Origin of the sequence: Saccharicrinis sp. 156, assembly GCF_050589685.1 — a bacterium.
Lineage (GTDB): Bacteria > Bacteroidota > Bacteroidia > Bacteroidales > Marinilabiliaceae > Saccharicrinis.
This window is the reverse complement of record NZ_JBNGOS010000017.1, coordinates 33,923-59,850: the sequence shown is the minus strand read 5'-3', so window position 1 is coordinate 59,850 and position 25,928 is coordinate 33,923. Positions and strand designations below refer to the sequence as shown.

Sequence of the window (25,928 nt, the reverse complement as noted above, 5' to 3'; positions counted from 1 at the left end):
CCTGCATTATATCAGGCTGTTGTTTGGCTTTGTTACTGTTATTCCTGCTTAAAGAACGATGGCCGATTTGAACGATAATGACAACTCACTCTGTTTTTTTTTGCCCGTTGCCTCCGTATCAAGTTTGCTCGAAGTAACATTCGACATTAAATAATACATGCTTTTAACCCCAATTCCCCTTACATCATTGGGGAGTCGTTCAATAAACCTAAATTTATCACGGGTCAACATATAAGTTTTCTTGCCAATATTGATTTGATTAGGTTCGCAATTTTTTTCCATCCTGGAAGCCGCATTAACGGTGTCGCCAAAAACATCAAACAAAAAGTTTTTTGTTCCCAAAACACTGCCAATAACTTCACCGGAGTTAATTCCTATTTTGGCATCCCACTTAACGGGATTAATTTTGTTCCGTTGTATTAAAAAGTCTCTAATATCTATAGCAACGTTTATCAGGTTGCCTGCATGATTTTTGTTCGGGGTCGGGATACCGGAAACGGCCAGATATCCATCGCCCATGGTTTTAATTCTGGTACAGTTATTATTTACGATGATTTGGTCAAACGAAGAGAATATTTCGGTTAATTCATCGATTAATATTTTGGGCGACAGTTTGGTTGATTTTTTGGTAAAATCAACCAAGTCAACAAATAAAACAGAAGCTTCCCTGTATTTTTTGGGCTTTGATTCCCCCAAAAGGGTAAGTTCGGTAATAATTTCTTTAGGAAGCAATCCGGATACTATTTCCTGTATTTTGTTCTGTCCTTCGCTGATGGCGCGAGCCTGTTTTTCATGTTTTTCGATGGAACTGGATAAGGTAAGCGCGGTTCGCACTCGTGCAAAAAGTTCAATATTTTTAAGGGGTTTCTGTATAAAGTCTAAGGCACCGGCCACTAATATTTCTTTAATGTTTTCTCCTTCTGTTTCCTGTAAACAAACTAATATAGCGGTATCCCAGTTTTTGTTCGACTTTTTAATGAACCTAATCTTTTCCAATAGTTCCGATGATGAATTTTCACAGTCTATAAGAACTAAATTGTAACATGTACTGTTTAATTCGGAAACTGAATCCTCACAAGACTTATTAATGATCAACCATTCTTCATCAAACTCACGTAGTTGTCTTTTAATTATTTGTAGATTAATTTCGTCGTTTCCTAAAATCAGTATTCTAACTGTGTTCATCTGTCCCTTCGTTATTTTTTATACAAAATTATTAGGTCTGTTCGATGGTATTATCGATTTTTAATATTTTTACTCTGAAACAACGGGATGGTTTTGTTTAAGTGGCGAACTTTATGTTTTTTATTGTTGGTTATTCTTTTTCTTAGACGAAAATACTGTTTAAATGTTACATTAATATAACCTTAATGTTATTAACGAATACATGTCACTTTTCTAAATTTTAAACGATGAAGTTAATAAATGCGGAACACCTAGAAACACTAACGGAACAAGCTCAAAATAGCGAAAGAAAAAGGAAGAATTACAATTTTCATGACCGCGACGGCGACTTGGTACAACGCATGTTAAATGCTTTTGAACCCAATACGTACGTTCGTCCACACAGACACGTCAATCCGGATAAACGTGAAGTTTTCTTAATTCTCACAGGCAGGCTTTTAGTAATTTTTTTTAATGATGAAGGAGAAATTACAGATCATGCGATTTTGGATCGGGAAACCGGGCAGTACGGAGTTGAAATCAGTTCCAGTGAATGGCATTCGGCCACGGGATTGGAGGAGGGCACAGTGGTATATGAAATTAAAGACGGTCCGTATTATCAGTCTGAGGATAAAAACTTTGCGCCATGGTCCCCACCTGAAGGTTCGACGGAAGCCCATACTTATTTGAAGGCCTGTTTAACGTACTTAAACATTTCAGTTTAAAGCGTAATCCATTGGGGAACGTTTATAAATGATAAATGTCACCAAAACGGGAATTGCTGCGCAATTAAATCCTTGGACAACCTGAAATACACACTGCAAAGCAGTTTGTATATGTAATGTTAAAAGCAATTAGCCGCACTAAAACCTAACGATGTATTATATGTTTGAAATAAATAAATAACTTTGCGCCTCAATAATAAAATAACAACGTGATGGCTCAAAAACCCACCATACCAAAAGGAACAAGAGATTTTTCGCCGGTTGAAATGGCAAAAAGAAACTTTATTTTTGATACCATTAAGTCGGTATTCTTAAATTACGGTTACCAACCCATCGAAACTCCTGCTATGGAGAATTTATCTACTCTAATGGGAAAATATGGCGAAGAAGGGGATAAGCTTCTTTTTAAAATTTTAAATTCCGGCGATTTTTTAGCTAAGGCAGATGAACGTTTATTGGCTGAAAAAAAATCGGTTAAAGCAACTACGCAGATAGCTGAAAAAGGCCTTCGTTACGACTTAACAGTGCCTTTTGCCCGTTTTGTGGTGCAGCATCAAAATGAGATTGCCTTTCCGTTTAAACGTTATCAAATTCAACCGGTATGGCGGGCCGACAGACCGCAAAAAGGACGTTACAGGGAATTTTTTCAGTGCGATGTGGATGTGGTAGGGTCCAATTCGTTAATGAACGAAGTGGAGTTGATTCAAATAGTGGATGATGTGTACAAGGCATTAAACATTAATGTACTTGTTAAGATGAACAACCGTAAAATTTTAACAGGCATTGCCGAAATTATCGGTGAAGCGGATAAAATTGTTGACATTACCGTGGCCATCGATAAATTGGATAAAATAGGTATAGACAAAGTCAACGAAGAACTGTTACTTAAAGGAATACCTCAAGAAGCAATAGACAAATTGCAGCCTATTATTAATTTATCGGGTACTAATCAGGAAAAAATAGATACCCTAAAATCCGTATTGGCCGATTCCGAAGTAGGTTTAAAAGGTGTTGATGAAATAGAGACTGTTTTAGCATATTTAGCAACGTTGGATATAGCCACCGGGGTAGAGTTGGACTTGACTCTAGCCAGAGGGTTGAATTATTATACCGGGGCTATTTTCGAGGTGAAGGCATTAGACGTGCATATTGGCAGCATTACCGGTGGGGGAAGGTATGATGACTTAACCGGTGTTTTTGGTTTGAAAGATGTTTCCGGGGTGGGTATTTCTTTTGGTGCCGACCGTATTTACGATGTAATGAACCAAATGGATTTGTACCCCAAAGAATCTATCATTTCAACGCAGCTGCTGTTTGTTAATTTTGGCGAAAAGGAAGCTCTTTATTCACTTAAGGCTTTGCAAGAAATCCGTAGGGCTGGAATAAAAGCAGAGCTATACCCCGATGCGGCAAAAATGAAGAAGCAAATGACATATGCCAACAAAAAAGAGATAGGATTTGTGGCAATGGCCGGCGAAAATGAAATGAACGAGGGTAAACTGACCTTAAAAAACATGGGCACAGGGGAACAGCAGTTGCTTACAGTGGAAGAAGTGATTAATATCATCGCCTAACTTAAAGAATTTGCCTAGTTTGCATGAGTCTAAATATATGGGCTCGTGCTTTTTTATGGGTAGAATTTTTAAAAATAGTAATATCAAAATACTTTCCTTTGGTGGCGATATCCGCTTCCCATGATTTCTGTTTTTAATTTTTTGAACCGGTATGTAACCCGCATTATTCTTCGCTTTTCATAAAGATGAAGGCGAATGCAGCAGGCCCTTCAGTCGCCAAGGTAAACAATTAAGTTTCGAGCGAAAACGTTAGGCTGGTCCCAGGCGAAACCCGACATAGTTGAGCTAAATTTGGGTTGTCAATTTGGTTGCGGAATGCAGTGGTTGTCGGAAACAGAGGAAATTCTCATGAATTTTCAGCGCTAATTATCTGTTGTTAATATGAAATTTGTTGTTGAGAGAATAGAAGGAAAAAAATGGAAAAGAAGCATTATATAACACCCGATCCCTTAAGCTTTGAAAAATTAGATGAGCTATTGAATAACAACATTACTGTTGAGCTATCTGACAAGTCGAAAGGACTTATTCAATCGTGCAAAGACTTTTTAGATAACTATTTAGACCAGCATGACGGCCCGGTTTATGGAATTAATACGGGATTTGGCGCCTTGCACGATAAATCCATCTCTAAGCAAGACCTGAGTAAACTACAGGAAAACTTATTAATCAGCCATGCTTGTGGGGCCGGAAAAGAGGTTCCTCGCGATGTGGTTCGATCGATGCTTTTACTAAAAGCCCATGCTTTAAGCCTGGGTAAATCAGGGATTCAGCTAAAAACGGTGGAACGTATCCTGGATTTCTACAATCACAAAGTATATCCAGTGGTGTTGGAGCAGGGATCGTTGGGTGCTTCGGGCGATTTAGCACCGTTGGCACATTTGTTTCTGCCCTTGATAGGTCACGGCGAGGTGTTTTTTAACGGACAAAACATGTCGGCGGAACAAATGTTGGAAACGCAAGGGTGGAAGCCTATTAAACTGGAAGCCAAGGAAGGTTTGGCTTTGCTGAACGGGACACAGTTTATGAGTTCGCATGCAGTATACACCTTGCTGAAAGCGTTTCGTTTGTCTAAATATGCCGATATCATTGCTGCTTTATCCATTGATGCCTTTAACGGCAGGATAGATCCGTTTAAAGAACAAATGCATGTTATCAGACCACATGCCGGCCAGCTGGAAACCGCCAAAAACATAACGGCCTTATTGGAAGGAAGCGAAATACTGAATCAAAAGGATAAAAAAGTTCAGGACCCATATTCGTTCCGCTGTGTTCCTCAGGTTCATGGCGCCATTAAGGATGCCATTAATTATGTGGCAGGTGTCGTTTATACTGAAATTAACTCCGTAACCGATAATCCAATAATTTTCCCGGACGAAGAAATGATTCTGTCGGGAGGTAATTTCCATGGGGAACCATTGGCGTTGGCGATGGACTTTTTAAGTATTGCCATGGCCGAAATAGGCAGTATTTCCGAAAGAAGAACCTATAGGCTGATTTCCGGTGAACGGGGCCTACCGGAGTTTCTGGTAGCCAATCCGGGATTAAACTCAGGTTTTATGATTCCGCAGTATGCAGCGGCATCTATTGTAAGTTTAAATAAACAGATGGCCACGCCTTCTTCGGTAGATTCTATTCCCTCATCCAACGAGCAGGAAGACCATGTTAGTATGGGCGGAAATGCAGCCACCAAAGCCTTGAAAATTGCTGTGAATGTGGAAAGGGTATTGGCAGTTGAGTTGTTTAATGCTGCTCAAGCCTTTGAATTCAGAAGACCAATGAAAACTTCTCCGTATTTAGAGGGTTTCCTGGCAGCATTTAGGGAATATGTTCCATTTGTGACCGAAGACAAGATTATGTACAAAGAAATGGAAGCGGCCGTTGAGTTTTTAAACAATACGGAGTTCAACGAATTTAAGTCATAGTAAAAAAACTTACATTTGTTTCTGATAAAAATCGCCATTGTATTGTTAATCATATAGATAAAGACATATGGGAGACTCGTAAAACAGCTTGTAATTTTCTAGCCTCACGAATTCATCATTCATGTATTTTCGAAATTGAATAATTAATGACAGGTCAGGCTGGAATCTGGGAACTAATCTAAAAATCAATCACTAATGTTACCTTCTCCGCGATTCTCTGTCTTGCGACCTGATTTCCCTGTTGCCCTGACCTTTTATCTGCTTAAGCAGGAAATTTTTAAACTGCGTTTCTGCGTTGTAAAGTTTTATTACTTTGTCGATAGGGAGTACCGTTTTTAGTTTTTCATGGTACTTTTGTTCAATTTTTGCCTCGGTTAACCTGAATTCTATCAATCGGTCTACCAACACTGTTTTTTTAGCATCAGAATATTCCTGCCAATTCAATAGCAATTCTTTGTTAACAGAAGTCTTTTCGTTATTAAGCTTTTCTTTTTCTTTAAAAAAATCGTTGTAAACCGGCCAAAACTGCTGCGCTTCCGCGCTGGTCAATTCCAGTTTGTTTGAAATAAAAGCTATTTTTTGAGCCTTTATGCGTTCCAGTTTTTCCCGTTTAGAGATATTTTGGCTGCTTGAAACAAAGCACAAAAGCGTAAATATTATAGTAACCGTAATTCTGTTCATCATTGTTTAATTAAAAAATCACAAGGCCTTCAACATCTTCAATGCTTAACCCTTCTAATAAATTCTGGTCGGTTTTGAACTCTTCAAATATAGCTGAATTATCGTCTTCCAATATAAAATTAATTAATTCAGATTCGTCAAAACTAGATGCCATAAAATCCATAGACATCTCATCTACATGAATGTGATGTGCCATGTTCTTATTTGATGGCATTAAATATGGAGCGCTGTAATATATTAACGCTACCAACAAAAAAATAGCTGCTAACGAGGCCCATGGTTTCATCACCATAATTATTTTCTTGGCGAGAGGTTTTTCTTCGGCAGCAATCCTGTCCATCATTTTATCCTCAAACGAATCAAAATAATCATCTGGTTCTTTGAAACCACCAGTGTCTCCTTGTTTTTTTAGCAGGTCTAATATTTTAACTTCTTCTTTCATTGGTTTATGCATTACTAATAAGAATGAATTGTACTCTTTAGTCGAGATTTAATGTGAAACTATCTACTTAATTAATAGAGATAAGGAACATATTTTATCATTATTAGTATGGGTTGTTGCTTATTTGATATTCAAAAATACAAAAGGTTTAATGGATGAATAAAAAATAATTGGATTAAAAGGTTGGTTATATCTATTCGTCCATATTTGCTTTCAGATAGGCTTCGATTTTTTTAGCGGCATGGTGGTATGATGCCTTTAGCGAGCCAACAGACGTTTCTGTAATTTCTGCAATTTCCTGATATTTCATTTCTTCAAAATATTTTAAGTTAAAGATTATTTTTTGTTTTTCAGGCAGAGTTGCAATCGCTTTTTGAAGCAATAATTGAAGTGCGCTGCCATCAAAGTACGGGTCGCTTTGCAGAGAGTCTCCAAAAGTATTGTCTTCATCGCTTATGGAGTATAGGTTCGCTCTTTTTTTCTTCTTTAGCAAGGTAAGGGCTTCGTTTGTTGCGATTCGGTAGAGCCAGGTAAATAAAGCGGAATTGCCCTGAAAACTTTCCAAATTTTGCCATATTTTAATAAAGCTGTTTTGAAGCGCATCATCTGCATCGTCATGGGTCAGCACTATTTTACGGATGTGCCAGTACAATCGTTCCTTGTACCTGGCCATAAGCATCCTAAAGGCTTCTTGCTGTTTGCCTTTGGTTTTAAATAAATCTACAATTGCGATATCTGTAATTTCCTGATCGACCATTAACATTGTTTAATAACCATCGTTTCCTTTTGACGAAATTCAGTTAAAAAGGTTTAAGTAAGAAGGTAAATATTTTATAATAACTCCATTGATATGTTTCTAAGTGTCAAGTATTGTGATAAATGCTGTATTTAAGATTTTTTGTATTTGTTATATTTTGGATTTTTTAATAGAAATGTTCTACCGCTACTTAATGATGATATAATGCATTCGAATTTTTATCAACCCGAAAATTTGATGTACTTTTGCACAAATTTTTTGACAAAACAGCGACACTGAAATAAATTTAAAATGGGATTACAATGTGGAATCGTGGGTTTACCCAATGTAGGTAAGTCAACCTTATTTAATTGTTTATCAAACGCAAAAGCACAATCTGCCAACTTTCCGTTCTGTACTATAGAACCAAACGTTGGTGTTATTACGGTGCCTGATCAAAGACTGATCAAACTGGAAGAGTTGGTTAATCCGCAAAGAGTTCTGCCTGCAACCGTTGAAATTGTTGATATAGCCGGACTGGTAAAAGGAGCAAGCAAAGGCGAAGGTTTGGGTAACAAATTCCTTTCGAATATACGCGAAACAGATGCTATCATTCATGTTTTGCGTTGTTTCGATGACGATAATATAACCCATGTTGATGGTACGATTGACCCTGTTAGAGATAAAGAGGTGATTGATATGGAGCTTCAGATAAAGGATTTGGAAACGGTTGAAGCCAGGTTGCAAAAATCTGAAAAGGCAGCTAAAGCCTCTAAAGATCCTGAATTGAAGAAGCTGGTGGAAGTACTTTATTTATATAAAGAGGCCCTGGAAGCGGGAAAATCAGCCCGTTCTGTAGAGCTGACAGATACCCAGGAAAAGGTGGCTCATGACCTTTGGTTGTTAACTAATAAACCCATTCTTTATGTTTGTAATGTGGACGAGGCATCAGTGATTGAGGGAAACAGTTACGTTGAAGCGGTAAAAGCGGCAGTGGCAGACGAAAATGCGGAAGTGTTGATTATTGCAGCTCAGACGGAAGCGGACATAGCTGAGTTGGATTCTTTTGAAGAACGTCAAATGTTCCTTGAGGATATAGGTCTGAAAGAGTCTGGTGTTGCCAAACTAATCCGTTCCGCTTATAGGTTGTTGCAATTGGAAACCTACTTTACCGCAGGTGTAAAAGAGGTTCGTGCATGGACATACCCCAAAGGTGCCGTGGCTCCGCAAGCTGCAGGTGTAATTCATAGCGATTTCGAAAAAGGTTTTATTCGGGCCGAGGTAATAAAGTACAACGACTATGTACAATATAAGACAGAGTTAGCGTGTAAAGAAGCCGGTAAAATGAGTATTGAAGGAAAAGAATATGTGGTTCAAGATGGTGATATTATGCATTTTAGGTTTAATGTATAGCGCCTTGAAGTTGTGCAAAGATATCATTAACCGATCTGAATTCAGGTCGGTTTTTTTATATAGTGTATTTTGATCGCATAAAATTATTTAACTTCGTAGTTGCAACCGATATTAGCTTATTGCGTTATAAAAACATAAGTTGCAGACTATGTATGCTATTCGTTACATATTTTTGTTTTTGTGTTTTGTAGCTGCCTGGCAGGTACAAGGACAATCGCAGGATTCTATCCAGTCGGCTATCAAATATTTAGATAAAAAACTGGTAGATGGAGATACCTTGCCGCATATTTATATTGACGAAGTTCAGATAGTTCCGCCCTGGAAATTTAAAAATAAACGCCAGCGTAACCGATATAGTAAGATGGTGGTCAACATTAAAAAAACACTGCCTTATGCACGATTGGCCGAAAAAAGGTTGGATGAGATTTCAGCATCTTTGGACAGTATTAAGGGAGAAAAAAAGAGGAAGGAATTTGTTAAGCGATCCGAAAAAGAGTTGTTTAATGAGTTTGAAAAGCCTTTGAAAAAACTTACTTTCTCGCAAGGAAGAATGCTTATTAAACTAATTGACAGGGAAACTGGAGATACCAGTTATCAGTTAATTAAGGATTTAAAAGGTGGTTTCTCCGCATTTATGTGGCAATCGGTGGCTCGAATATTCGGATCGAATCTAAAACAGGAATACGATGCAAGGGGAGATGATGCCATGGTTGAGCATATTATTCTTATGATCGATAACGGAAGGTTATAACTTTCAAATAAAATTATTGGCAAGTTTCGATAGTTCTTCTATTAAAGGCTTTAAATTGTTATAGGCTAACGGGGTTTCTATGTCGGATAACAAAATTAGGTTTTTTTCTTTGTCAATTTCCGTAATATAGTTCAAATTAACAATGCACGACCTGTGTGTTCTGAAGAAATGGTTTTGTGGTAAATTATCTTCAATACTACCAATGGTTCTGGAAACATACAACGGATCGCCCGTTGTTTTAAATATTTTACAATAATTGCCGTCTGCAACTATTGCTTTTATTTCATTGTATGAAACAATGTGAACTCCCTTTTGATGATTGACCAAAAGTTTACAAGTGTTATAAGCTGCGTCTTTGTTTTGTGATTGTGCAAGTGAGGCGTTGTTCTTTTTTAGATTTATTTTTAAGACTGCATCTACAATTTGTTTAGGTTTTATGGGTTTTAGCAAATAACCGGATGCACCGAGTCCTACAGCATCCACCGCATATTGTTGGTGAGCGGTAATGAAAATCACATCAAAACTAATGGTGTCGAAATAATTAAACAGATCAAGCCCTGATTGATGGGGCATTGTTATATCCAGAAAGACAATATCTGGTGTATATTGTTTAATAATCGAAATTGCATCGGTTAAGTTATCGGCGGTTGCCACCACTTCAACAACATCATGGAGATACATTTGCAATATCTTTTCAATACTTTGCCTGGCAGAAATCTCATCGTCTATAATAACAGCCTTTAACATACGAAACTTGTGTATAATATATTCAAAAATTCATAACCATGAAATTAAATAAAAAATATTTAATATTCCAGATTTGTATGCTTTATTTGTAAAAATAGGTATTTCGTGTGAAAAAGTAATGGTTTCGTTAAATGGATAATGTAATAATAGAAATTCTTATTTATAATAACAATCTTTGTGTTCGTACCATACTACTTTATATTATGAACAAATTCGCTTCTCTGGCTATGATTAAAAATAGCATTAGTAAATGGGAATTTCCCCATTTAGTTTTATTTCTTCAATGTATTTTTATTGTTAGTGCGTTAATAATTTGGTTAATAAGCTGAGGTTTTGGGTTGGGAAAGATAAGACTAAACAAACTTAAAAGACTTTTGGGTCAAGAACCCAAAAGTCTTTTGTTAGCATATATTTATTAATTTACCAATCAGTTTATTTGCGCCTGTTTCAATTTGAACAATAGTAGCATCTAACATGTAGCAGGGTGTTGTTAGTATTTTATTTGTTTCGTCATATATGATCTCTCCATGGGTAGTTATTTTGTGATTTCCACCCATTAACTCAATGGCACTAATGGTAGCTTTGTCACTTCCAATTGTTACAGAGGCCCCTTTTATAACCTGTGCAATGATTGCCGGAGAAATACAAAGGGCTCCAATGGGTTTTTTAGCCTGATGGAATGATTGAATTACTTCGGCTATTTGTTGATGTACAGAGCAATCGGCTCCTTTAAAGGCGAAGTCGGATAAATTTTTCGCTACCCCAAAACCTCCCGGAAACACAATGGCATCAAAATCATTTACACTTAACTCAGTTAAGGGTAAAATATTTCCTCTTGCAATTCGCGCAGATTCTATTAATACATTTCTGCTTTCGGTCATTTCTTCGCCATTGGTATGATTAATTACATGATGTTGTTCAATGTCGGGAGCAAAGCAACTGTATTGGGCTTTGTTTTTTGCAATAGCGAGCAATGTTAATGTGGCTTCATGGATTTCCGATCCATCGTATACACCACAACCGGATAAGATGACTGCAATTTTTTTCATTTTCTGAGTTTGTAGGTTAAACAACTTCTACATTGAGTACGTTAAATATAATTATAAACCCTAAAATAGCAATAGACATTTTTGGATATTGTGTCTGGGTAGCTTTGTTTATCGGACTATGACCAAAGCGGCCATCAAATGGTAAGGATAGGAATCATTCCTTTAGCTTGACTGTGGGCAGAATGTTCACTATGTACATTTCACCATTCCAAACAAAAAAATACAATAAAAACGTATGGAAAAAATATATGTTAAGAAAAGCGGATTTTGTTTTTAAGCTTTAATGGTTAAAAAGTAAAAATGTATATATGTTAAATGTTTCGAAAAACACAATCTTGGTAGCAGCATGAGAAAATATGTCAGGGTGTAAAATTTCGTTTAATAGGGGTGTAATTTACTTTAATGTGCAAAATTATATTCAAATCGTGCAAAAAAAGTGCATAAAAGTATCATTAAGCTTTTTTAACTTGTGAGAAGAAAGATTTTTTAATAGTTTTATCTTGTTCGCTTCACTAAAAGGGCAGAAATTCAGTGAGGTCGAAAACGAAAAAACCGAATCATGATTAACAAACTTAATATTTAGTTTGTTTATATAAAAAACTATTATGATATAGTCGGTTTACTTATGAATTTAAGAGTGTAATTTTCGGATTTTATGAAACTAAAATTTAAGGACATGTTTAGGAAGACAGACGATAATACCGTAAGGTTAAAGCGAAAGATTTTTTGGTTCTTTGTTATTGAAGTGCTGTTAGTAATTGCGTTATTGGGCTTTACTTTTTTCTTGATAACCGTGGTGTTAAACTAGTGTCGTATCCACCTGCTTTGGCAGCCCAGGTTTTTTTTACTTTCTGACTGATTGAAAAATCTTTTACGTAATGTCGTTAATGCGAATTTATTTCTTGTTAAAAATCAAAATAAGTTCAACTTAAGCGTCATTTCACACATCACAGCAGGATGGGGTTTACATTTCTTTAACGAACAAGGATTTTTGAAATAGTATTTTTTCATCCAGCCAAGTGGTTAATTTCCATTCACCTTTCTTATTGTAGATGGGTTCCCAAATAGTATCTCCCAAAAAGAATTCATAATTGTTTGAGCTAACAAAGTACTCACCGGTAAAAGGTGGGGCCGGTTTACCCTGTTCGTCAGGAAAAGGCGGATGATCAATTCTGAATTGAATACGTTTGCCTTTTGCACCGTGTATTCTTATCACATAGCCAAATTCAATATCCAATTCCAACGGTATTTCGTTGGTTATTTTTTTAAGTTTAGGTAATTTCTTTGAGCTACGGTCCCAATGTGAATATATGCCATAGCTATATAACTCCGAATCAATGTTTTTTTTGGCCATATGGTATCGTGTAGATTATTCTTCCAACAAATATTTTAACTGGTCGAGCATCATAGGAATATCTTCTTTGTAAATACCGTTTTTAAGAAGCACAGGAATATCCTCATTGAAGGTTTCGAAAAATTCTTCTACTTTTTTCATCTGTAATATTGCCTTTTGATAGAATTTCAACGCTTCTTTACGGTTGTTTTTGCACCAGCAAACATGTCCGATATTTATTAAATCGTGCGTGCCTGAATTTGATGTTAACAGTTTTTGATAATATTTTTCGGCCTGGTCAAAGTTGCCGGTAACAAAAGAACACCAGGCAATCGGTCTCCAAACTTTCGTGTTGGACTGGTCTAGGTATTCCACCTTAAAATAATATTTGAGGGCCTGGGAATAATCTTTCAGGTCGAGATGACAGTGGCCAATAGAAGCTTGTGTGTGCAGATCCTCGGGTTTAAGTCTTTCTGCAATGTGATAATATTCCAGTGCTTTTTCCGGATTCTTCAAAAACTTATAGATTAGGGCAATTTTTTTGGTAGTCCAAACCTGTTCAGGCTTTAAGATATCTGCTTTCAGGTAGTTGTTAAGCGCTTTATTATATGCTTTTTGTTGTTGATGACAGTAGGCCAGCTTTTGTATCACTTCAATATTTTCAACATCTTGCTTTACAATTAGTTCAAAAGCTTCCGATGCTTCTTTAAAGTATTCTTTTTTGAAGAAGAATTCTGCAATTTGCCTTAAGCCGTTCGTGTTACTAACAATTTTATTAAAGAACCATTTGTTATGAAAATCCATTTTCCACGAAAATACGTCTTCAAACTGACTGTGCAATGGATGAAGTTTGTAGAAACGATAAAGATCCTGAATATATCTGTTCGAAATAATTGAGTTTTCTTTTCCGGCTTTCACCATCTTTTCATCTTTCTCAATCTCGTTCATTTGCTCTAGTTGCTGTTGCAACATATTACCCATCATTTCTTTCTGAAACTGTGGCATATGCGGTATGCTCAGAAATAAAGAATACTTGTCGGAATTACACAGGAACCCCGAGTTGGTCAGACTGTCCTGCACGGCTTTGGAAGAGAATATGTGCGACTCGTCCTTCAGTGTTGCTTTAAGTTCGCTATTTTCCACGTAAAACGGAACCAGCCAATTGCTTACGCTATTGAAGAAACTAAAATGCTTTAGCATTTTAAAGGTATTTAAAAACACATCGGCACCTTCCATCTGCAATTCCGTTAGCTCTTCCAGTTTGCTCATCAATTCCGGTGAATCTTTAAAAAAATCTTCCCATTCGGGATTTTCTCCTTCGTTAAACTTTTCTCCCAGCATATTGTCCAAATCTAGTTTGTTCCTGAGATTGGGTCGCATTTTAACCACTTCGGGAATAATCTCATCCGTTAACTTTTTTGAAATTTTTTCGGTTTCACGGGTGCGTATTAATTGAACAGTGATAGAAATAAAGTTGTCAATTAATCCCTTATTGTCTTCAAGTAGTGATAGTCTGGCAGAAATTTCAGGGTAAAGGTTGGTTCTGCTATCATATTTATAAAGAGTCAGTAATAATCCGGTAATACCGCGTTGTTTCAGTTCATTTTCAGGATGGTTTGCAAAGTCGAACATAAGGAGGATTTTCTCCAAACAGAATTCTTTTAGCAAACCAATGGTCAAGGCTGAGATGAAAATACTACGGTAACTAAAATGGATCGAAGCGTCATGGATTAATTTCTTTATCTCGCTTACTTCGTCATTGGAAAGTTCTTCAGTTACCCAAAGTTTATTGAAAATAAGCAGTGCCGCACGGTTCTCTATGTCACTACCAATATCTGCCTGCTCCGACATTCGCTGTTGTGTCAATTCACCATAAAACGATTGAATAAGTTCTTTTAGTCCGTTTGATTCCTCTGTTTTTATTTTTCTTCTTGTCTCGAAGAAAATCCCACTCGAATGTATGTTGTTAATGGAGGAAAAAAGTTTATCCGATAAATGATAGCAAGAACTCACTATGTTATTGTATACTTTTTGACGTTCGGGGTCATTAACTCCTTCCACCGTATATTTTAGCATACTTTTATAGGTGAACTCCAGATTATAGTGCTCGTCAATTAGGTTTCCTCCATGATAAGTTGTGGTTAATTTCCCTAAAACAGATAAGGCCTCTTTTACTCTTTTTTCGGCAAGAGCCTTTTCTACCTCAATCTGTTGTGATTTAATATTTGATATGTCCATTCCTGCGTTAATTTAGATTCCCTTATTCAAATTTAGGCATATAAACTCGAATACCTTGGATTGCAATATAGGAATATATTAATTTTACTGGCACAAAAAGTAAACCAATATTCTCGTGTACCTTGTTTACATGGCATTTTGTCAGTTTCGGCAATTTGGTTAATTTGTAGCAAATAAAAAATGTCAATGCAAAGAATAAACTTTTATTTAGTAAAGCTTTTGTTGGTTGTAAGTTTGGCGGGTAATGCGCAGGTAAAAAAGATAGGTATCCCCGAACTGGAATATTTTGATAGGCGCGAATATAATGGAGGCACTCAGAATTGGGATATCTCCCAAGCGAAATCAGGTTTGGTTTATTTTGCCAACAACGATGGGGTGTTAGAGTTTGATGGCCTGAATTGGGATCTGTTAATAAGCAATGAGAGATCTTCAATTGTTAGAAGTGTAAAAGTGTTAGGAAACAGGATTTATATGGGTTCCTTTAACGAATTGGGCTACTACGAATATGATTCCCTGCAAAAATTAAGGTTCACTTCGTATGCGAATTTCCCGGGACTTAACGAGATGGGTGAATTTTGGGAAATCCATCATTGGAATAATTACATCGTTTTCCGATCGGAACGAGGGATGTGTATATTTAAGGATGATGAGCTGGTGAACGTTATTCATTCTCCTTCCAGGTTTGTGTCCTCGTTTTTGGTGAATGGGTTGTTGTTGGTACAAGATGAAAAAGTCGGTTTAATGGAAGTAAGGGGGGAGCGCGTTTTTCCGGTTTCCGGTGGTAACGAATTCACGAATTCGGAAATTGTTTCTGTATTATCATTGGCCAATGATAAGATTGCTATCGCCACCATGAAAAAGGGTTTGTTTGTATGGGATATGCAAAAGGTTAAAAAGTGGAAGGTAAAAGCAGATTCCTTTTTGCAACAAACCAATATTTTTTGCGGATTGAAATATTTGAACGATTACTTGGTTTTCGGAACAATTCAGGGTGGACTGGTTATTACTTCACTCAATGGGGAGGTGGTCATGCAAATTGATAAAGACAAGGGGCTGAAGAATAACACCGTTTTAAGCGTTTGCTCTGATAATGAAGGTAATATATGGGGTGGACTGGATAATGGTATTGTTAGGGTAAATTTTAATTCCGCCGTTACCTTCCTGCAAAGTTACTACAATCTGGGAACAGGTTATTGTGCTGAAAATTACCGGGGCGATTTCTATTTTGGAACCAATCAGGCCTTGTATACGATAACCGAGGATAAATTTCACGACCCGTTAAAAAAACGAGATGATTTTATAAGGGTGAATGGAACGGATGGACAAGTCTGGAGTTTATTTAAAACTGATAACGCCTTGTTGTGTGGGCATAATATTGGAGCTTTCGAAATTATTGGAAATCAAGCACGGCTATTAACACCTGATGAGGTGAATGGAGTGTGGAACTTTAGGGAAGTCATTGGCAACCCCAATATGATTATCTCCGGAACGTACAATGGCTTATGTTTGTTTGAAAATAGAGGAGGACGTTGGTTTTTTAAAAACAGAATTGCGGGGTTTGATGTATCTTCAAGATACATTGAATGGGACAAGAAGGGTGATATGTGGATTTCTCACGGCTATCAGGGGGTTTACAGGTTGCAGTTTGATAAGGATTTTTCAAATGTATTAAAAGTGGATATGTTTAAAAATACCGTGTTTGCGGATAATACGTCTGGTTTGGTTCTTTCAAAAGTAAATGGTGAATGTTTGTTTTCGGGGAAGGATGGGATATATGCGTTGTCGGATGAGAGTAATGACTTTGTCAGGGATGATAGTTATGACACATATTTTGAAAAGGGAAATTTCCCCAATATAATAAGAGAAGATAGCTATAGGAATTTATGGTGCTTTCATGATAATAGCATGGGCGTATTGAGATATTTGGAGGATGGAACTTACAAGAAAATAGAATACCCTTTTATTTCCCTGGAACGAAAATTAGTAAGCGGTTTTGAGTATGTTTCGGTTTTAGACGGGGAAAATGCCCTGTTTGGTGTAGAGGATGGTTTTGCCCATTACTCATCATCGGATATAAAAAATTATCAGCAGCCCTTTAACGTGCACATTAGATCCTTTAGGGAAATTTCAGACTCGGTGGTGTACAGTTTGAATAATTTACAGCAGGATGGTAATGTTCAGCAAGTTGTGCCCCAATTCAAATTTAGAAACAATTCATTCGAGGTAAGCTATACGGCTTCGTTTATGGAAGGTAGCGGGGTGTTGTATTCAACTTATCTAAAAGGCTTTGACGATTCATATACAAAGTGGAGTGTTAACAGGGTTCGGACATTCTCAAACCTGTACGAGGGGGAATATACTATTGTGGTAAGGGCAATTAACAAATACGGTGTGGAGGCTATGCCTATGCATTTTAGCTTTGAGGTATTGCCCCCCTGGCACAGGACCCTTTATGCAAAAATTGGTTATATTGTTTTGATTTTACTGGTTGCCTTTATCTTGTTTTTTATCGTTAACAAAAGGATTGAATTAAGCAAACACAAAGAAAAACTGAAGCAAAAGGAACAGTTTAAAGCCAAAGAGGAACAGCTTAAAAGTGCGGCGTTGCAATCGGAAAAGGAGATGATAAAGATGCGAAACGATAAATTAAGGAGCGAAATGGTTTTTAAGGAAAAGGAACTGGCCAACTCAACCATTAATCTCATTCAAAAAAACGAACTTCTATCCGATATTAAAACGCAACTTAAAAAACTGATTAAAATTCGTGACCATAACGACATGGATCGGAAGCTAACTTCCCTCATCAGAAAAATTGACAAGGATATTGATACGGAAAACAACTGGGAAGTTTTTGAGATGCATTTTGGACAGGTGCACGAAGAATTTTTAAAAAGACTATCCGAACTGCATCCCGACCTGTCGCAAAGAGAGCGAAAACTAAGCGCTTATGTAAGGATGGGCATGTCCTCCAAAGAAATTGCATCCTTGATGAATATTACAACGCGGGCAGTAGAAAACAACCGTTACAAACTCCGTCAGAAATTGGGCATAGCGCAGGGTGAGAACCTGTCCGCATATATAGGTAAGCTTTAATTTAACCAAGATATATAATTAATAAAGCTTTCATCGGGAAGCTGTCTCAAAAGTCGAAATACTTTAAAGTCAACCTGCATTTAATAAGTGGCATGCGAAAAGTTCCTCTCCACCTGCAGGGGGGCGGGCACTGACGAAAAGTATCGTCTCAAATTCTTCGTGATAGGCTATGGCCATAGGAGAAAGTGGCGGGGATGCGGGTAATTACTAGTACCTCTAACCTCCCGTAAGTTCTGCTGGTTATTAAAATACTTTTAAAAGACAGCCCTATTTATTTAAATCCCGGCTATTGATCCGTTCCATCTATTAACACCGCCTGTTTAGGTTGGCGAATGATTGATAAGTAATTGGGCTTCAACTAAGAGGTTAGTCACGCAACCTGTCATCACCCCCAAAAAGCATCAAAGTCATAGACCATGGTCGTGCACGACATGCTCCCCAGCATACACAGACTGATTTAAATAAGCCTGTGTAAATGCTGGGGATAGTGTGTGTGTTGGCTTAATAATCCATGGAGCATATAGGTTTATCGGAAAATGAATGTTAATAAATGATAATCTATTTGATTTGTTAAAATATGATTAAAGTGTAATATGGAAAGAGCCGTATATTTATTTTTAAAAAACATAAATCCCAATAAATCAGATGTAAAAATATATTTGTGTGAGGTTATTATGAGGTGTAAAAATGATTAAAGTGAGTTTTATATGATGTAAAATATTAGCTTACATTAACATTTGATTGCATTTTTGTATCGAAAGTTAATTCTAAATCAAAAAGCAAATGAAGAATTTATTAGGAACAATTTTCCTGCTACTGTGTACAACCGTAATTTGGGCGCAAGACACAGCCATTACAGGAACAGTAACATCCTCGGAAGATGGATTGCCCATCCCCGGAGTGAGTGTAATAGTAAAAGGTACAACCAATGGTACTATTACAACTATAGACGGTGATTTTTCACTGAACGCGAATATGGGAGAAACGTTGGTGTTCTCTTTTATTGGTATGAAGACGCAGGAACACGTTATTAGCAGCACTACTATCAATGTAGAGATGCAAAGCGAGATTTCTGACCTGGACGAAGTTGTTGTGGTGGGTTACGGAGTGCAGAAAAAAAGTGCCGTTACCGGAGCAATATCCTCAATTAAAGCGGAGGATATCCAGAAAATGCCTATTCAACGTGCGGAACAAGCTATTCAAGGTCAGGTGGCCGGTGTGCAGGTAGCTGCTAACTCGGGACAGCCAGGATCCGGAATTTCTGTTAACATTCGTGGTGTTGGTACAACCGGAAATTCCCAGCCGCTGTACATTGTGGATGGTAACCCGGTAGGTGACATCTCTTACCTGGCTTCTACCGATATAGGTAGTATGGAAGTTTTGAAAGATGCATCCGCATCTGCTATTTACGGAGCCAGGGGGGCCAATGGTGTTGTTATTATTACAACTAAAAAAGGTACTGAAGGTACAGCCAAGTTATCGTATGATGGTTACTATGGTGTGCAGAATGCGTGGAGGAACATGGATCTTTTAAATGCGCAGGAATATCAGATGATAATTAACGAATCATTGTTGAATTCAGGTTATAGTAGCGCGAATTCAGCTTGGATTCAGGATAGTGAATTAGTAGGAATAGGTACAGGAACAGATTGGCAAAAGGAAATTTTCAGGGAAAATGCGCCTATTCAAAGCCATACCTTAACATTAAGTGGTGGTAACCAAAACGTGGTGTACTCTACTGCATTGTCCTATTTTGCACAGGACGGTATTGTTTCGGAAGATAAATCAAGCTACGAACGTATTAACTTCCGTGCAAATGCCGATTATACTTCTTATAATGAAAAACTAAAGATTGGATCTACAATATTATACTCACGTTTTAACTCTCAGGGAGTTGATCCAAATAATGTATATAATTCTCCTTTGGCACGAGCCATTAATATTGATCCTATAACGCAAGTAAAGGATGAAGACGGTGAATTTAATTGGCCTATCAGAAACATGCAGGAAATCGTAAACCCGGTTGCCGGCATGTATTATCTGCATGATGAGTATAGAACTGATAAAATCGTGGGTAACTTATATGCAGAGTATAAAATAATACCTGGATTGAAGGTTAAATCATCCATAGGTATTGATTATGCTTATCAATGGCATGATATATATACTCCGATTTATGAATTAAGTGATATTACCAAAAATACCAGTACACGAGTTTCTAAGGAAATGATAAATTGGTATACCTATAACTGGGAAAACACGCTTAATTACCATAAAAAAATCGGTGCTCATGAGGTGGATGCGATTGTTGGTACCACATTAATGACAAGTACAGAAGAGAACCTTTCGGGAGGTGCAAGTGATATGATTATTGATGGTGTGGATTATGCTTACATCGATAATTCTGGAAACACTGAAAGTAAAACGTCTGGCGGTGGTTTTAGTGAAAACTCGTTACATTCATTTTTTGGTCGAGTAAACTATAGCTATGGTGATAAATATATGGCCTCGGTTACAGTTCGTCATGATGGATCATCTCGTTTTGGATCAAACAACCGTTATGCAACATTTCCTTCGGTTTCAGCAGGTTGGATCATTTCGGAAGAAGATTTCTTGAAGGACAATCTCGGTCCGATCAGTTTTGTGAAATTGAGAGCTAGTTGGGGGCAGAACGGTAATGAGAATATCGGAAATTTCGCCTATTTATCGTCGATTGCCAATAATAATAACTACAACTTCAATGCTGGTACAACGGTTAACGGTTCTGCACCTACAAAAGTTGCAAATCCTGACTTAAAATGGGAAACTTCAGAGCAAACCGATATAGGAATGGACTTGAGAGTAGGATCTAACTTTTCGTTAAACTTTGATTATTACAACAAAAAAACGAAAGACCTATTAATTGATGCCCCAATACCAGGCTATGTTGGTAATTCTGCTCCAACGGTTAATGGTGGAACTGTTGAAAATAAAGGGGTTGAATTGTTGTTAGGTTATAGAGATAACATTGGTGATTTCTCTTATGGAGCTACCCTGAACTTTTCGTCGAATAAAAATGAAATGACACAGATTAATAACGATGAAGGTATTATTTATGGAGGAATTAATATTGGTCCTTCCGGGATGAAGGAACTAACGATTGCCAAAGTAGGTGAACCAATCGGGTTTTTCTGGGGGTATGAAACTGCAGGTGTGTTCCAAAACCAGGCAGAAGTTAATGAACACAGTGTGGGTGGCGTGTTAATACAGTCAAATGCTAAGCCAGGAGATTTGATCTATGTGGATCAGAATAACGACGGTGTAATTGATAATGCCGATAAAATTAATTTAGGTGATCCTCACCCTGACTTTACGACCGGAGTAAATATTAATATGGCCTATAAAAATATAGATTTCAGCATGTTTTGGTACGGGGTTGTTGGAACCCAAATGGTCAATGCAACCCGCCGTTACGATTTGCCAAATGCGAATTACCAAACATCTGTTCTTAACAGATGGACAGGCGAAGGAACTTCGAACACAGAACCAAGAGTGGTATGGAGTGACAATAATAACAACCAGGGTAATTTCTCGGATTATATGGTGGAGGATGCAGATTACTTAAGACTTAAGAATCTTCAGATTGGTTATACTTTGCCAAAATCTATGCTTAAAAAAGTTAATATCGACAGAGTTAGGATTTATGTGTCAGGTGACAATTTATTAACATTTACTGAGTATTCTGGTTTTGAGCCAGAGATAGGAAATAGTGATAATGTGTTTTATACAGGTGTAGACCAGGGAGTTTACCCGCAAGCAAGAGTTTTCTCGGTAGGTGCCAATATCACTTTCTAAGCTTATTTTAACAGATTAAACAAAAAACAATGAAAAAGTTAATTTATATACTTTTATGCACTGTTGCATTGATGGGCTGTGAAGACTATCTGGAGAAGAGTCCTGTAACGGAGCAAACAGAAGAAAATTTTTATCGTACTGAGGACGATATGTACCGTGCTTTAATCTCGGTGTACGAACCATTGCAAAGAAACTGGGGAAGTACTATCCAGCTTACGATGGATATTGCTTCTGACGACTGTTACGGAGGCGGGGGTAGCGCCACTGATGGTGTTGATTTAAAGAGAGTAAACCGCGGTAATACAACCTCTTCCGAAGGTATGTGGGAAGTAATGTGGGAAGATCATTATGCCGGAATTTATCGGGCGAACTTATTTCTTGAGAAAGTGGAAGCTTCAGAGATTACTGAAGAGCACAAAAAAGAATATAGTGGTGAAGTGCTGTTCTTACGCGCATATTATTATTCTAATCTGGTAAGGTTGTTTGAAAATATTCCTCTAATAACGAAAACATTAACAACCGCAGAATATTCTCAAAGCCAGAATCCTGTTGATGAGGTTTACGCACAAATTGCCAGTGATCTTGAGACGGCAATTGCGAACCTGGACGGTGTTACTTACAACAATGCAGAAAAAGGACGTATTACAGAGTGGGCTGCAAAAGCTATGTTAGCCAGAATGTATTTGTTTTATGATGGAGTTTACGGAAGTGGGGACGCTGCATCTACTATGCCTGGAGATGTAACGGGAAGCGATGCATTAGCATACGTAAACGATGTCATCAATAATAGTGGAGCTGATTTAATTGACTTCGCAAGTCTTTGGGGTCATTCGGATGTAGACGGAACATGGATTGAGAATTCGGTTGAAGGTATTTTCGAAGTGCAGTTCTCTAATCAAGGTGAAAGTTGGCAATGGTGGAGTGCCCCCTATGATACCGGTAACAAAACCGTTGTTTTTGTGGGTCCCAGAGGTGTTCCGGAGAATTCGGAGTATTTTTCATCATGGTGTTTTGCACCGGGTACGCAACAACTATATGATGCGTATGAAGACGGTGACCTAAGAAGAGACTTAACCTTGATCGATGCAGATTTGGAGATGGGAGAAGGAACGTATACCATCGGCGATCAGCATACCGGATATTTTAATAAAAAGTATGCAGGATTAAAAAGCCAGGTGCCGGATGTTGGACAACCGGAACTTAACTTCCCGCAAAACTTTATCGTTATTCGTTTTGCAGATGTACTTTTAATGGCTTCGGAATTAGAGGTTAAAATAGGCACAAACGGAAACGCAGTAACGCACTATAACAGAGTTAGAGAACGTGCATTCGGTGATGCCTATAATCCTGTGGGAGACGTAACGCTTGCTCAAATATTCGAGGAAAGAAAACTTGAATTAGCCTATGAAGGTATTCGTTATTGGGATTTGTTGAGACAAGGTATGGATGTGCTTACCAATGCAATTAATGCAACAAACTTAGGTGGTATCTACGATTCGGGCGTTAATGCAGCAGCCAGAGGTTTTTGGCCAATTCCAACCAGTGAGATAGCGCTTTCGAATTATGCGTTGGAACAAAATGACGGTTACCAATAGAATCAGGTTTTAGTTAACGGATATTATATAAAAACAGAAAATATGAAAAATTTAATATATTATATGATGCTGTTGTTGGTTGTTGCATCTTGTACTCCGGATGAGTTCAGTGCTCCTGCCAACCTGACAGCCGATCAGATTGATTGGGTGATTACACCTACGGAAACAGTGAACGAATATCAGTTGGTGAATAATACTTACGGAGTAACATGTATATGGGATCTGGGAAATGGTGTTAAAGCAACTGGTGATACGGCCATAGCGCAATATACTTTTGCGGGTACTTATACGGTTAAGTTGCTGGTTATTAATCAAGGTGGTACTGTAGAGGTTGAGAATAACATTGTTACAGATCAGGATAATATGGCTTTCTTATCCGGATACCCTTACGATCAATTGGTGGGTGACGGTGACCAGGCATGGGCAGTAGATGCTTATTATAAGGGGCATTTTGGCTTAGGGCCTACATTGACTAATCCCATTGAATGGTATGGAGCAAATCCAAACGATAAAGCGGAGAGAAGTTTTTATGATGATCGATTTACCTTTAAAATTAATGAATCAGGTTTGGTTGTTAATCAGGAAACCAATGGTTATGTATATGCCAATGGTGCATGGGCATCTGAGCTTGGTTCTACAGAAGGTAACCAAGAACCGGATGGAGGTGATTTTATTATGCCTTTTGACGGAGGGGATTATGTATGTTCGGTTTCCGGTGATATGCTGACCGTAAACGGTGGCGGATTCCTGGGATATTACGCAGGTGCTAACGAATATCAGATTTTAACCTTAACGGATGAACTGTTAGAGGTGGTTTTCTGGGATACCAAGTCAAATTTTTACTGGTTTACCAGATTCAAGCCTGAGGATAAATTAACTCCGGAGCCGGCAGAGGAGATTAAGGAATTGTTGGCCATTGATATCATGGATGATTTTGAAGGGAATGGAAATATCCAATGGTCCACCTCCGATATCGATAAATTTGAAATAATTGACAATTTTGCCCCGGTGCCAATCAATGAGTCTGCTAAAATTGCCATCTATAAAAAAGGAACCGGTGAATGGTCCAATGTAAAAGCGGTATTAACTCATTTCATGGATCTCTCAGAAAGAAATGTATTTACCATGAAAGTGTTTATTCCGGGTTTTAACGATTATGTAACAGAATGTAACCCTGGTACTGATTGGTTGGCTACCCACAATTTAATGCCACAGGTAGATGTTAAACTTCAGGCCAGTGCTTTGGGTGGAGACGCCTGGACAACCCAAGAGGTTAGAAGTCATGTATTGACTGAAGACCAATTTGGGAAATGGGTTGAATTGACATTTGACTTTAGTGATGTGTCAGACCGAGTTGATTTTGACCAAATCATTATTCAATTAGGAAACGAAGGGCACTGTAACACGGGTATCTTCTATTTGGATGATTTTATTTTATTATAATTAGTATTACCCTGGACGTAATGCGTCCAGGGTATTTTCACCATATTAAATAAATTGATATGTATAGTTTTCAAACAAAAGTTGGCAATATAAAGAAACTTGCTTTGTTGTTTTCCATTCTGTTGTTTTCGTCTTGTTCAAAAAGCGATGATAGTGAGATGGGGTATGTGGCGGATTTTGAATTTGAGGTGGATACAAATAATGTAAGTTTCACCAATACCTCAACTGGTGAATACCTATACATAGAATATGACTATGGAAATGGTGAAACATCAGGAGCGCAATCGAATAAAGCATATATGGGTACCGCATATTACCCTTTAAAAGGTGAATATACTGTTAAACTAACTGTTTATGGGCCGTCCAACACAAGTAGCGACACCAAAACTATTAGCAAAACAGTAACTATTGTGGCAGATGACCCAGACTATATCCCTGCAGAAGAAGGCCTGATCTGGTCTGACGAATTTAATGAATCATCCATCAATACAGATAATTGGACTTTTGAAGTCGGTCACGGAGATTGGGGTTGGGGCAATAACGAGCTTCAGTATTATACCGATGGTGATAATGCCAATATACAGGATGGTAAGCTGATAATAACCGCACGTAAAGTGGACGATAATACCACTACAGGTTCCTATACATCAGCTCGTATGGTAACCATGGATAAGCAAGAATTTACCTATGGACGAATTGAAGTGAGAGCTAAACTTCCTTCAGGCAGAGGTGTTTGGCCGGCAATATGGATGTTGGGCGCAAACTTGAGCACTGCCGGTTGGCCGGCATGTGGTGAAATAGATATCATGGAGTATGTAGGTTATCAACCCAATGTTGTTCACTCAACAATACATACTGCTTCCGGTTCCGGCGTGGATGGAAGTGGGGGTTCGCAAACATTGGATTCAGCCGAAGAAGAGTTTCATGTATATGGAATGATATGGAACGAGGAATCAATTACATTTTATATTGACACCGAAGATAATATAACACATACTTATGCCCCAGCGGTTAAAAATGCTAACAATTGGCCTTTTGATAAATCACAGTTCTTTATACTTAACCTGGCTGTTGGCGGTAACTGGGGCGGTGCGCAAGGCATCGATAATTCTATTTTCCCTCAAACGATGGAAATAGATTATGTGAGAGTTTATGAACTATAGGCATAATCATTTTAATAGACTTGGG

At 37.7% G+C, this 25,928-nt stretch carries 18 protein-coding genes; 10 read left to right on the top strand and 8 right to left on the bottom strand.

The features are described from left to right. Window positions 1-48: 48 nt before the first annotated feature. A complete protein-coding gene (locus tag ACRD64_RS12285) occupies window positions 49-1,185 on the bottom strand; it encodes an adenylate/guanylate cyclase domain-containing protein (RefSeq protein WP_430933665.1) in 1,137 nt (378 codons plus the stop codon). 227 nt (window positions 1,186-1,412) lie between these two features. Between ACRD64_RS12285 and ACRD64_RS12280 the strand changes: the two genes are divergently transcribed. The 3 genes from ACRD64_RS12280 to hutH all read left to right on the top strand — a co-directional run bounded on the left by ACRD64_RS12280 (window position 1,413) and on the right by hutH (window position 5,385). Next, window positions 1,413-1,889 (top strand): WbuC family cupin fold metalloprotein, encoded by a 477-nt coding sequence (locus ACRD64_RS12280; RefSeq protein ID WP_430933664.1) that lies wholly within the window; start codon window positions 1,413-1,415, stop codon window positions 1,887-1,889. Window positions 1,890-2,101: 212 nt separating this feature from the next. Continuing rightward, window positions 2,102-3,463: a histidine--tRNA ligase gene (gene hisS, locus ACRD64_RS12275; RefSeq protein WP_430933663.1), complete on the top strand. Its 1,362-nt coding sequence runs from the start codon at window positions 2,102-2,104 to the stop codon at window positions 3,461-3,463. Window positions 3,464-3,879: 416 nt separating this feature from the next. Then, window positions 3,880-5,385, top strand: coding sequence for a histidine ammonia-lyase (hutH, locus tag ACRD64_RS12270; protein ID WP_430933662.1), 1,506 nt, complete (start codon window positions 3,880-3,882; stop codon window positions 5,383-5,385). Window positions 5,386-5,583: 198 nt separating this feature from the next. Here the strand turns inward: hutH and ACRD64_RS12265 are convergent, their stop codons facing one another. The 3 genes from ACRD64_RS12265 to ACRD64_RS12255 form a co-directional block, all read right to left on the bottom strand. Beyond that, on the bottom strand, window positions 5,584-6,069 hold the full coding sequence (locus tag ACRD64_RS12265; protein ID WP_430933661.1) for a hypothetical protein: 486 nt from the start codon (window positions 6,067-6,069) through the stop codon (window positions 5,584-5,586). 7 nt (window positions 6,070-6,076) lie between these two features. Continuing rightward, window positions 6,077-6,508 carry a hypothetical protein gene (locus ACRD64_RS12260; protein ID WP_430933659.1) on the bottom strand — a complete coding sequence of 144 codons (432 nt, stop codon included), beginning with the start codon at window positions 6,506-6,508 and terminating at the stop codon, window positions 6,077-6,079. A 193-nt stretch (window positions 6,509-6,701) separates the two neighbouring features. After that, window positions 6,702-7,265 (bottom strand): RNA polymerase sigma factor, encoded by a 564-nt coding sequence (locus ACRD64_RS12255; RefSeq protein ID WP_430933658.1) that lies wholly within the window; start codon window positions 7,263-7,265, stop codon window positions 6,702-6,704. Between the two features lie 291 nt (window positions 7,266-7,556). Between ACRD64_RS12255 and ychF the strand changes: the two genes are divergently transcribed. Next, complete coding sequence (ychF, locus tag ACRD64_RS12250; RefSeq protein ID WP_430933657.1) at window positions 7,557-8,657, top strand: redox-regulated ATPase YchF; 1,101 nt, start codon at window positions 7,557-7,559, stop codon at window positions 8,655-8,657. Between the two features lie 148 nt (window positions 8,658-8,805). Further along, entirely contained in the window at window positions 8,806-9,408 is a 603-nt protein-coding gene (locus ACRD64_RS12245; RefSeq protein WP_430933656.1) for a DUF4294 domain-containing protein, read from the top strand. 3 nt (window positions 9,409-9,411) lie between these two features. Here the strand turns inward: ACRD64_RS12245 and ACRD64_RS12240 are convergent, their stop codons facing one another. The 4 genes from ACRD64_RS12240 to ACRD64_RS12225 form a co-directional block, all read right to left on the bottom strand. Further along, entirely contained in the window at window positions 9,412-10,155 is a 744-nt protein-coding gene (locus ACRD64_RS12240) for a LytR/AlgR family response regulator transcription factor (RefSeq protein ID WP_430933655.1), read from the bottom strand. A gap of 401 nt (window positions 10,156-10,556) precedes the next feature. Beyond that, window positions 10,557-11,204: an isoprenoid biosynthesis glyoxalase ElbB gene (gene elbB, locus ACRD64_RS12235; protein ID WP_430933654.1), complete on the bottom strand. Its 648-nt coding sequence runs from the start codon at window positions 11,202-11,204 to the stop codon at window positions 10,557-10,559. Window positions 11,205-12,168: 964 nt separating this feature from the next. Continuing rightward, the gene (locus ACRD64_RS12230) at window positions 12,169-12,558 is read right to left on the bottom strand and encodes a DUF3859 domain-containing protein (RefSeq protein WP_430933652.1); all 390 of its coding nucleotides are present in this window, start codon (window positions 12,556-12,558) and stop codon (window positions 12,169-12,171) included. A 15-nt stretch (window positions 12,559-12,573) separates the two neighbouring features. Next, a complete protein-coding gene (locus ACRD64_RS12225; RefSeq protein ID WP_430933651.1) occupies window positions 12,574-14,775 on the bottom strand; it encodes a tetratricopeptide repeat protein in 2,202 nt (733 codons plus the stop codon). Between the two features lie 186 nt (window positions 14,776-14,961). On the opposite strand from ACRD64_RS12225, the gene ACRD64_RS12220 reads away from it, so the two are divergent. From ACRD64_RS12220 to ACRD64_RS12200, 5 genes are all read left to right on the top strand, one after another. Next, a complete protein-coding gene (locus tag ACRD64_RS12220; protein WP_430933650.1) occupies window positions 14,962-17,868 on the top strand; it encodes a triple tyrosine motif-containing protein in 2,907 nt (968 codons plus the stop codon). A 783-nt stretch (window positions 17,869-18,651) separates the two neighbouring features. Then, window positions 18,652-21,702, top strand: a complete 3,051-nt coding sequence (locus ACRD64_RS12215) for a SusC/RagA family TonB-linked outer membrane protein (protein ID WP_430933649.1) — start codon at window positions 18,652-18,654, stop codon at window positions 21,700-21,702. A 29-nt stretch (window positions 21,703-21,731) separates the two neighbouring features. Continuing rightward, complete coding sequence (locus tag ACRD64_RS12210; protein WP_430933648.1) at window positions 21,732-23,297, top strand: RagB/SusD family nutrient uptake outer membrane protein; 1,566 nt, start codon at window positions 21,732-21,734, stop codon at window positions 23,295-23,297. A 42-nt stretch (window positions 23,298-23,339) separates the two neighbouring features. Beyond that, window positions 23,340-24,740, top strand: a complete 1,401-nt coding sequence (locus ACRD64_RS12205; protein ID WP_430933647.1) for a PKD domain-containing protein — start codon at window positions 23,340-23,342, stop codon at window positions 24,738-24,740. A gap of 59 nt (window positions 24,741-24,799) precedes the next feature. After that, on the top strand, window positions 24,800-25,903 hold the full coding sequence (locus ACRD64_RS12200; RefSeq protein WP_430933646.1) for a glycoside hydrolase family 16 protein: 1,104 nt from the start codon (window positions 24,800-24,802) through the stop codon (window positions 25,901-25,903). Window positions 25,904-25,928 lie beyond the last annotated feature (25 nt).

What these genes read in the sequence shown, in the direction of transcription:
- ACRD64_RS12285 (WP_430933665.1), bottom strand. Translation starts at nt 1,185, where the DNA reads ATGAACACAGTTAGAATACTGATTTTAGGAAACGACGAAATTAATCTA.
- ACRD64_RS12280 (WP_430933664.1), top strand. Translation starts at nt 1,413, where the DNA reads ATGAAGTTAATAAATGCGGAACACCTAGAAACACTAACGGAACAAGCT.
- hisS (WP_430933663.1), top strand. Translation starts at nt 2,102, where the DNA reads ATGGCTCAAAAACCCACCATACCAAAAGGAACAAGAGATTTTTCGCCG.
- hutH (WP_430933662.1), top strand. Translation starts at nt 3,880, where the DNA reads ATGGAAAAGAAGCATTATATAACACCCGATCCCTTAAGCTTTGAAAAA.
- ACRD64_RS12265 (WP_430933661.1), bottom strand. Translation starts at nt 6,069, where the DNA reads ATGATGAACAGAATTACGGTTACTATAATATTTACGCTTTTGTGCTTT.
- ACRD64_RS12260 (WP_430933659.1), bottom strand. Translation starts at nt 6,508, where the DNA reads ATGAAAGAAGAAGTTAAAATATTAGACCTGCTAAAAAAACAAGGAGAC.
- ACRD64_RS12255 (WP_430933658.1), bottom strand. Translation starts at nt 7,265, where the DNA reads ATGGTCGATCAGGAAATTACAGATATCGCAATTGTAGATTTATTTAAA.
- ychF (WP_430933657.1), top strand. Translation starts at nt 7,557, where the DNA reads ATGGGATTACAATGTGGAATCGTGGGTTTACCCAATGTAGGTAAGTCA.
- ACRD64_RS12245 (WP_430933656.1), top strand. Translation starts at nt 8,806, where the DNA reads ATGTATGCTATTCGTTACATATTTTTGTTTTTGTGTTTTGTAGCTGCC.
- ACRD64_RS12240 (WP_430933655.1), bottom strand. Translation starts at nt 10,155, where the DNA reads ATGTTAAAGGCTGTTATTATAGACGATGAGATTTCTGCCAGGCAAAGT.
- elbB (WP_430933654.1), bottom strand. Translation starts at nt 11,204, where the DNA reads ATGAAAAAAATTGCAGTCATCTTATCCGGTTGTGGTGTATACGATGGA.
- ACRD64_RS12230 (WP_430933652.1), bottom strand. Translation starts at nt 12,558, where the DNA reads ATGGCCAAAAAAAACATTGATTCGGAGTTATATAGCTATGGCATATAT.
- ACRD64_RS12225 (WP_430933651.1), bottom strand. Translation starts at nt 14,775, where the DNA reads ATGGACATATCAAATATTAAATCACAACAGATTGAGGTAGAAAAGGCT.
- ACRD64_RS12220 (WP_430933650.1), top strand. Translation starts at nt 14,962, where the DNA reads ATGCAAAGAATAAACTTTTATTTAGTAAAGCTTTTGTTGGTTGTAAGT.
- ACRD64_RS12215 (WP_430933649.1), top strand. Translation starts at nt 18,652, where the DNA reads ATGAAGAATTTATTAGGAACAATTTTCCTGCTACTGTGTACAACCGTA.
- ACRD64_RS12210 (WP_430933648.1), top strand. Translation starts at nt 21,732, where the DNA reads ATGAAAAAGTTAATTTATATACTTTTATGCACTGTTGCATTGATGGGC.
- ACRD64_RS12205 (WP_430933647.1), top strand. Translation starts at nt 23,340, where the DNA reads ATGAAAAATTTAATATATTATATGATGCTGTTGTTGGTTGTTGCATCT.
- ACRD64_RS12200 (WP_430933646.1), top strand. Translation starts at nt 24,800, where the DNA reads ATGTATAGTTTTCAAACAAAAGTTGGCAATATAAAGAAACTTGCTTTG.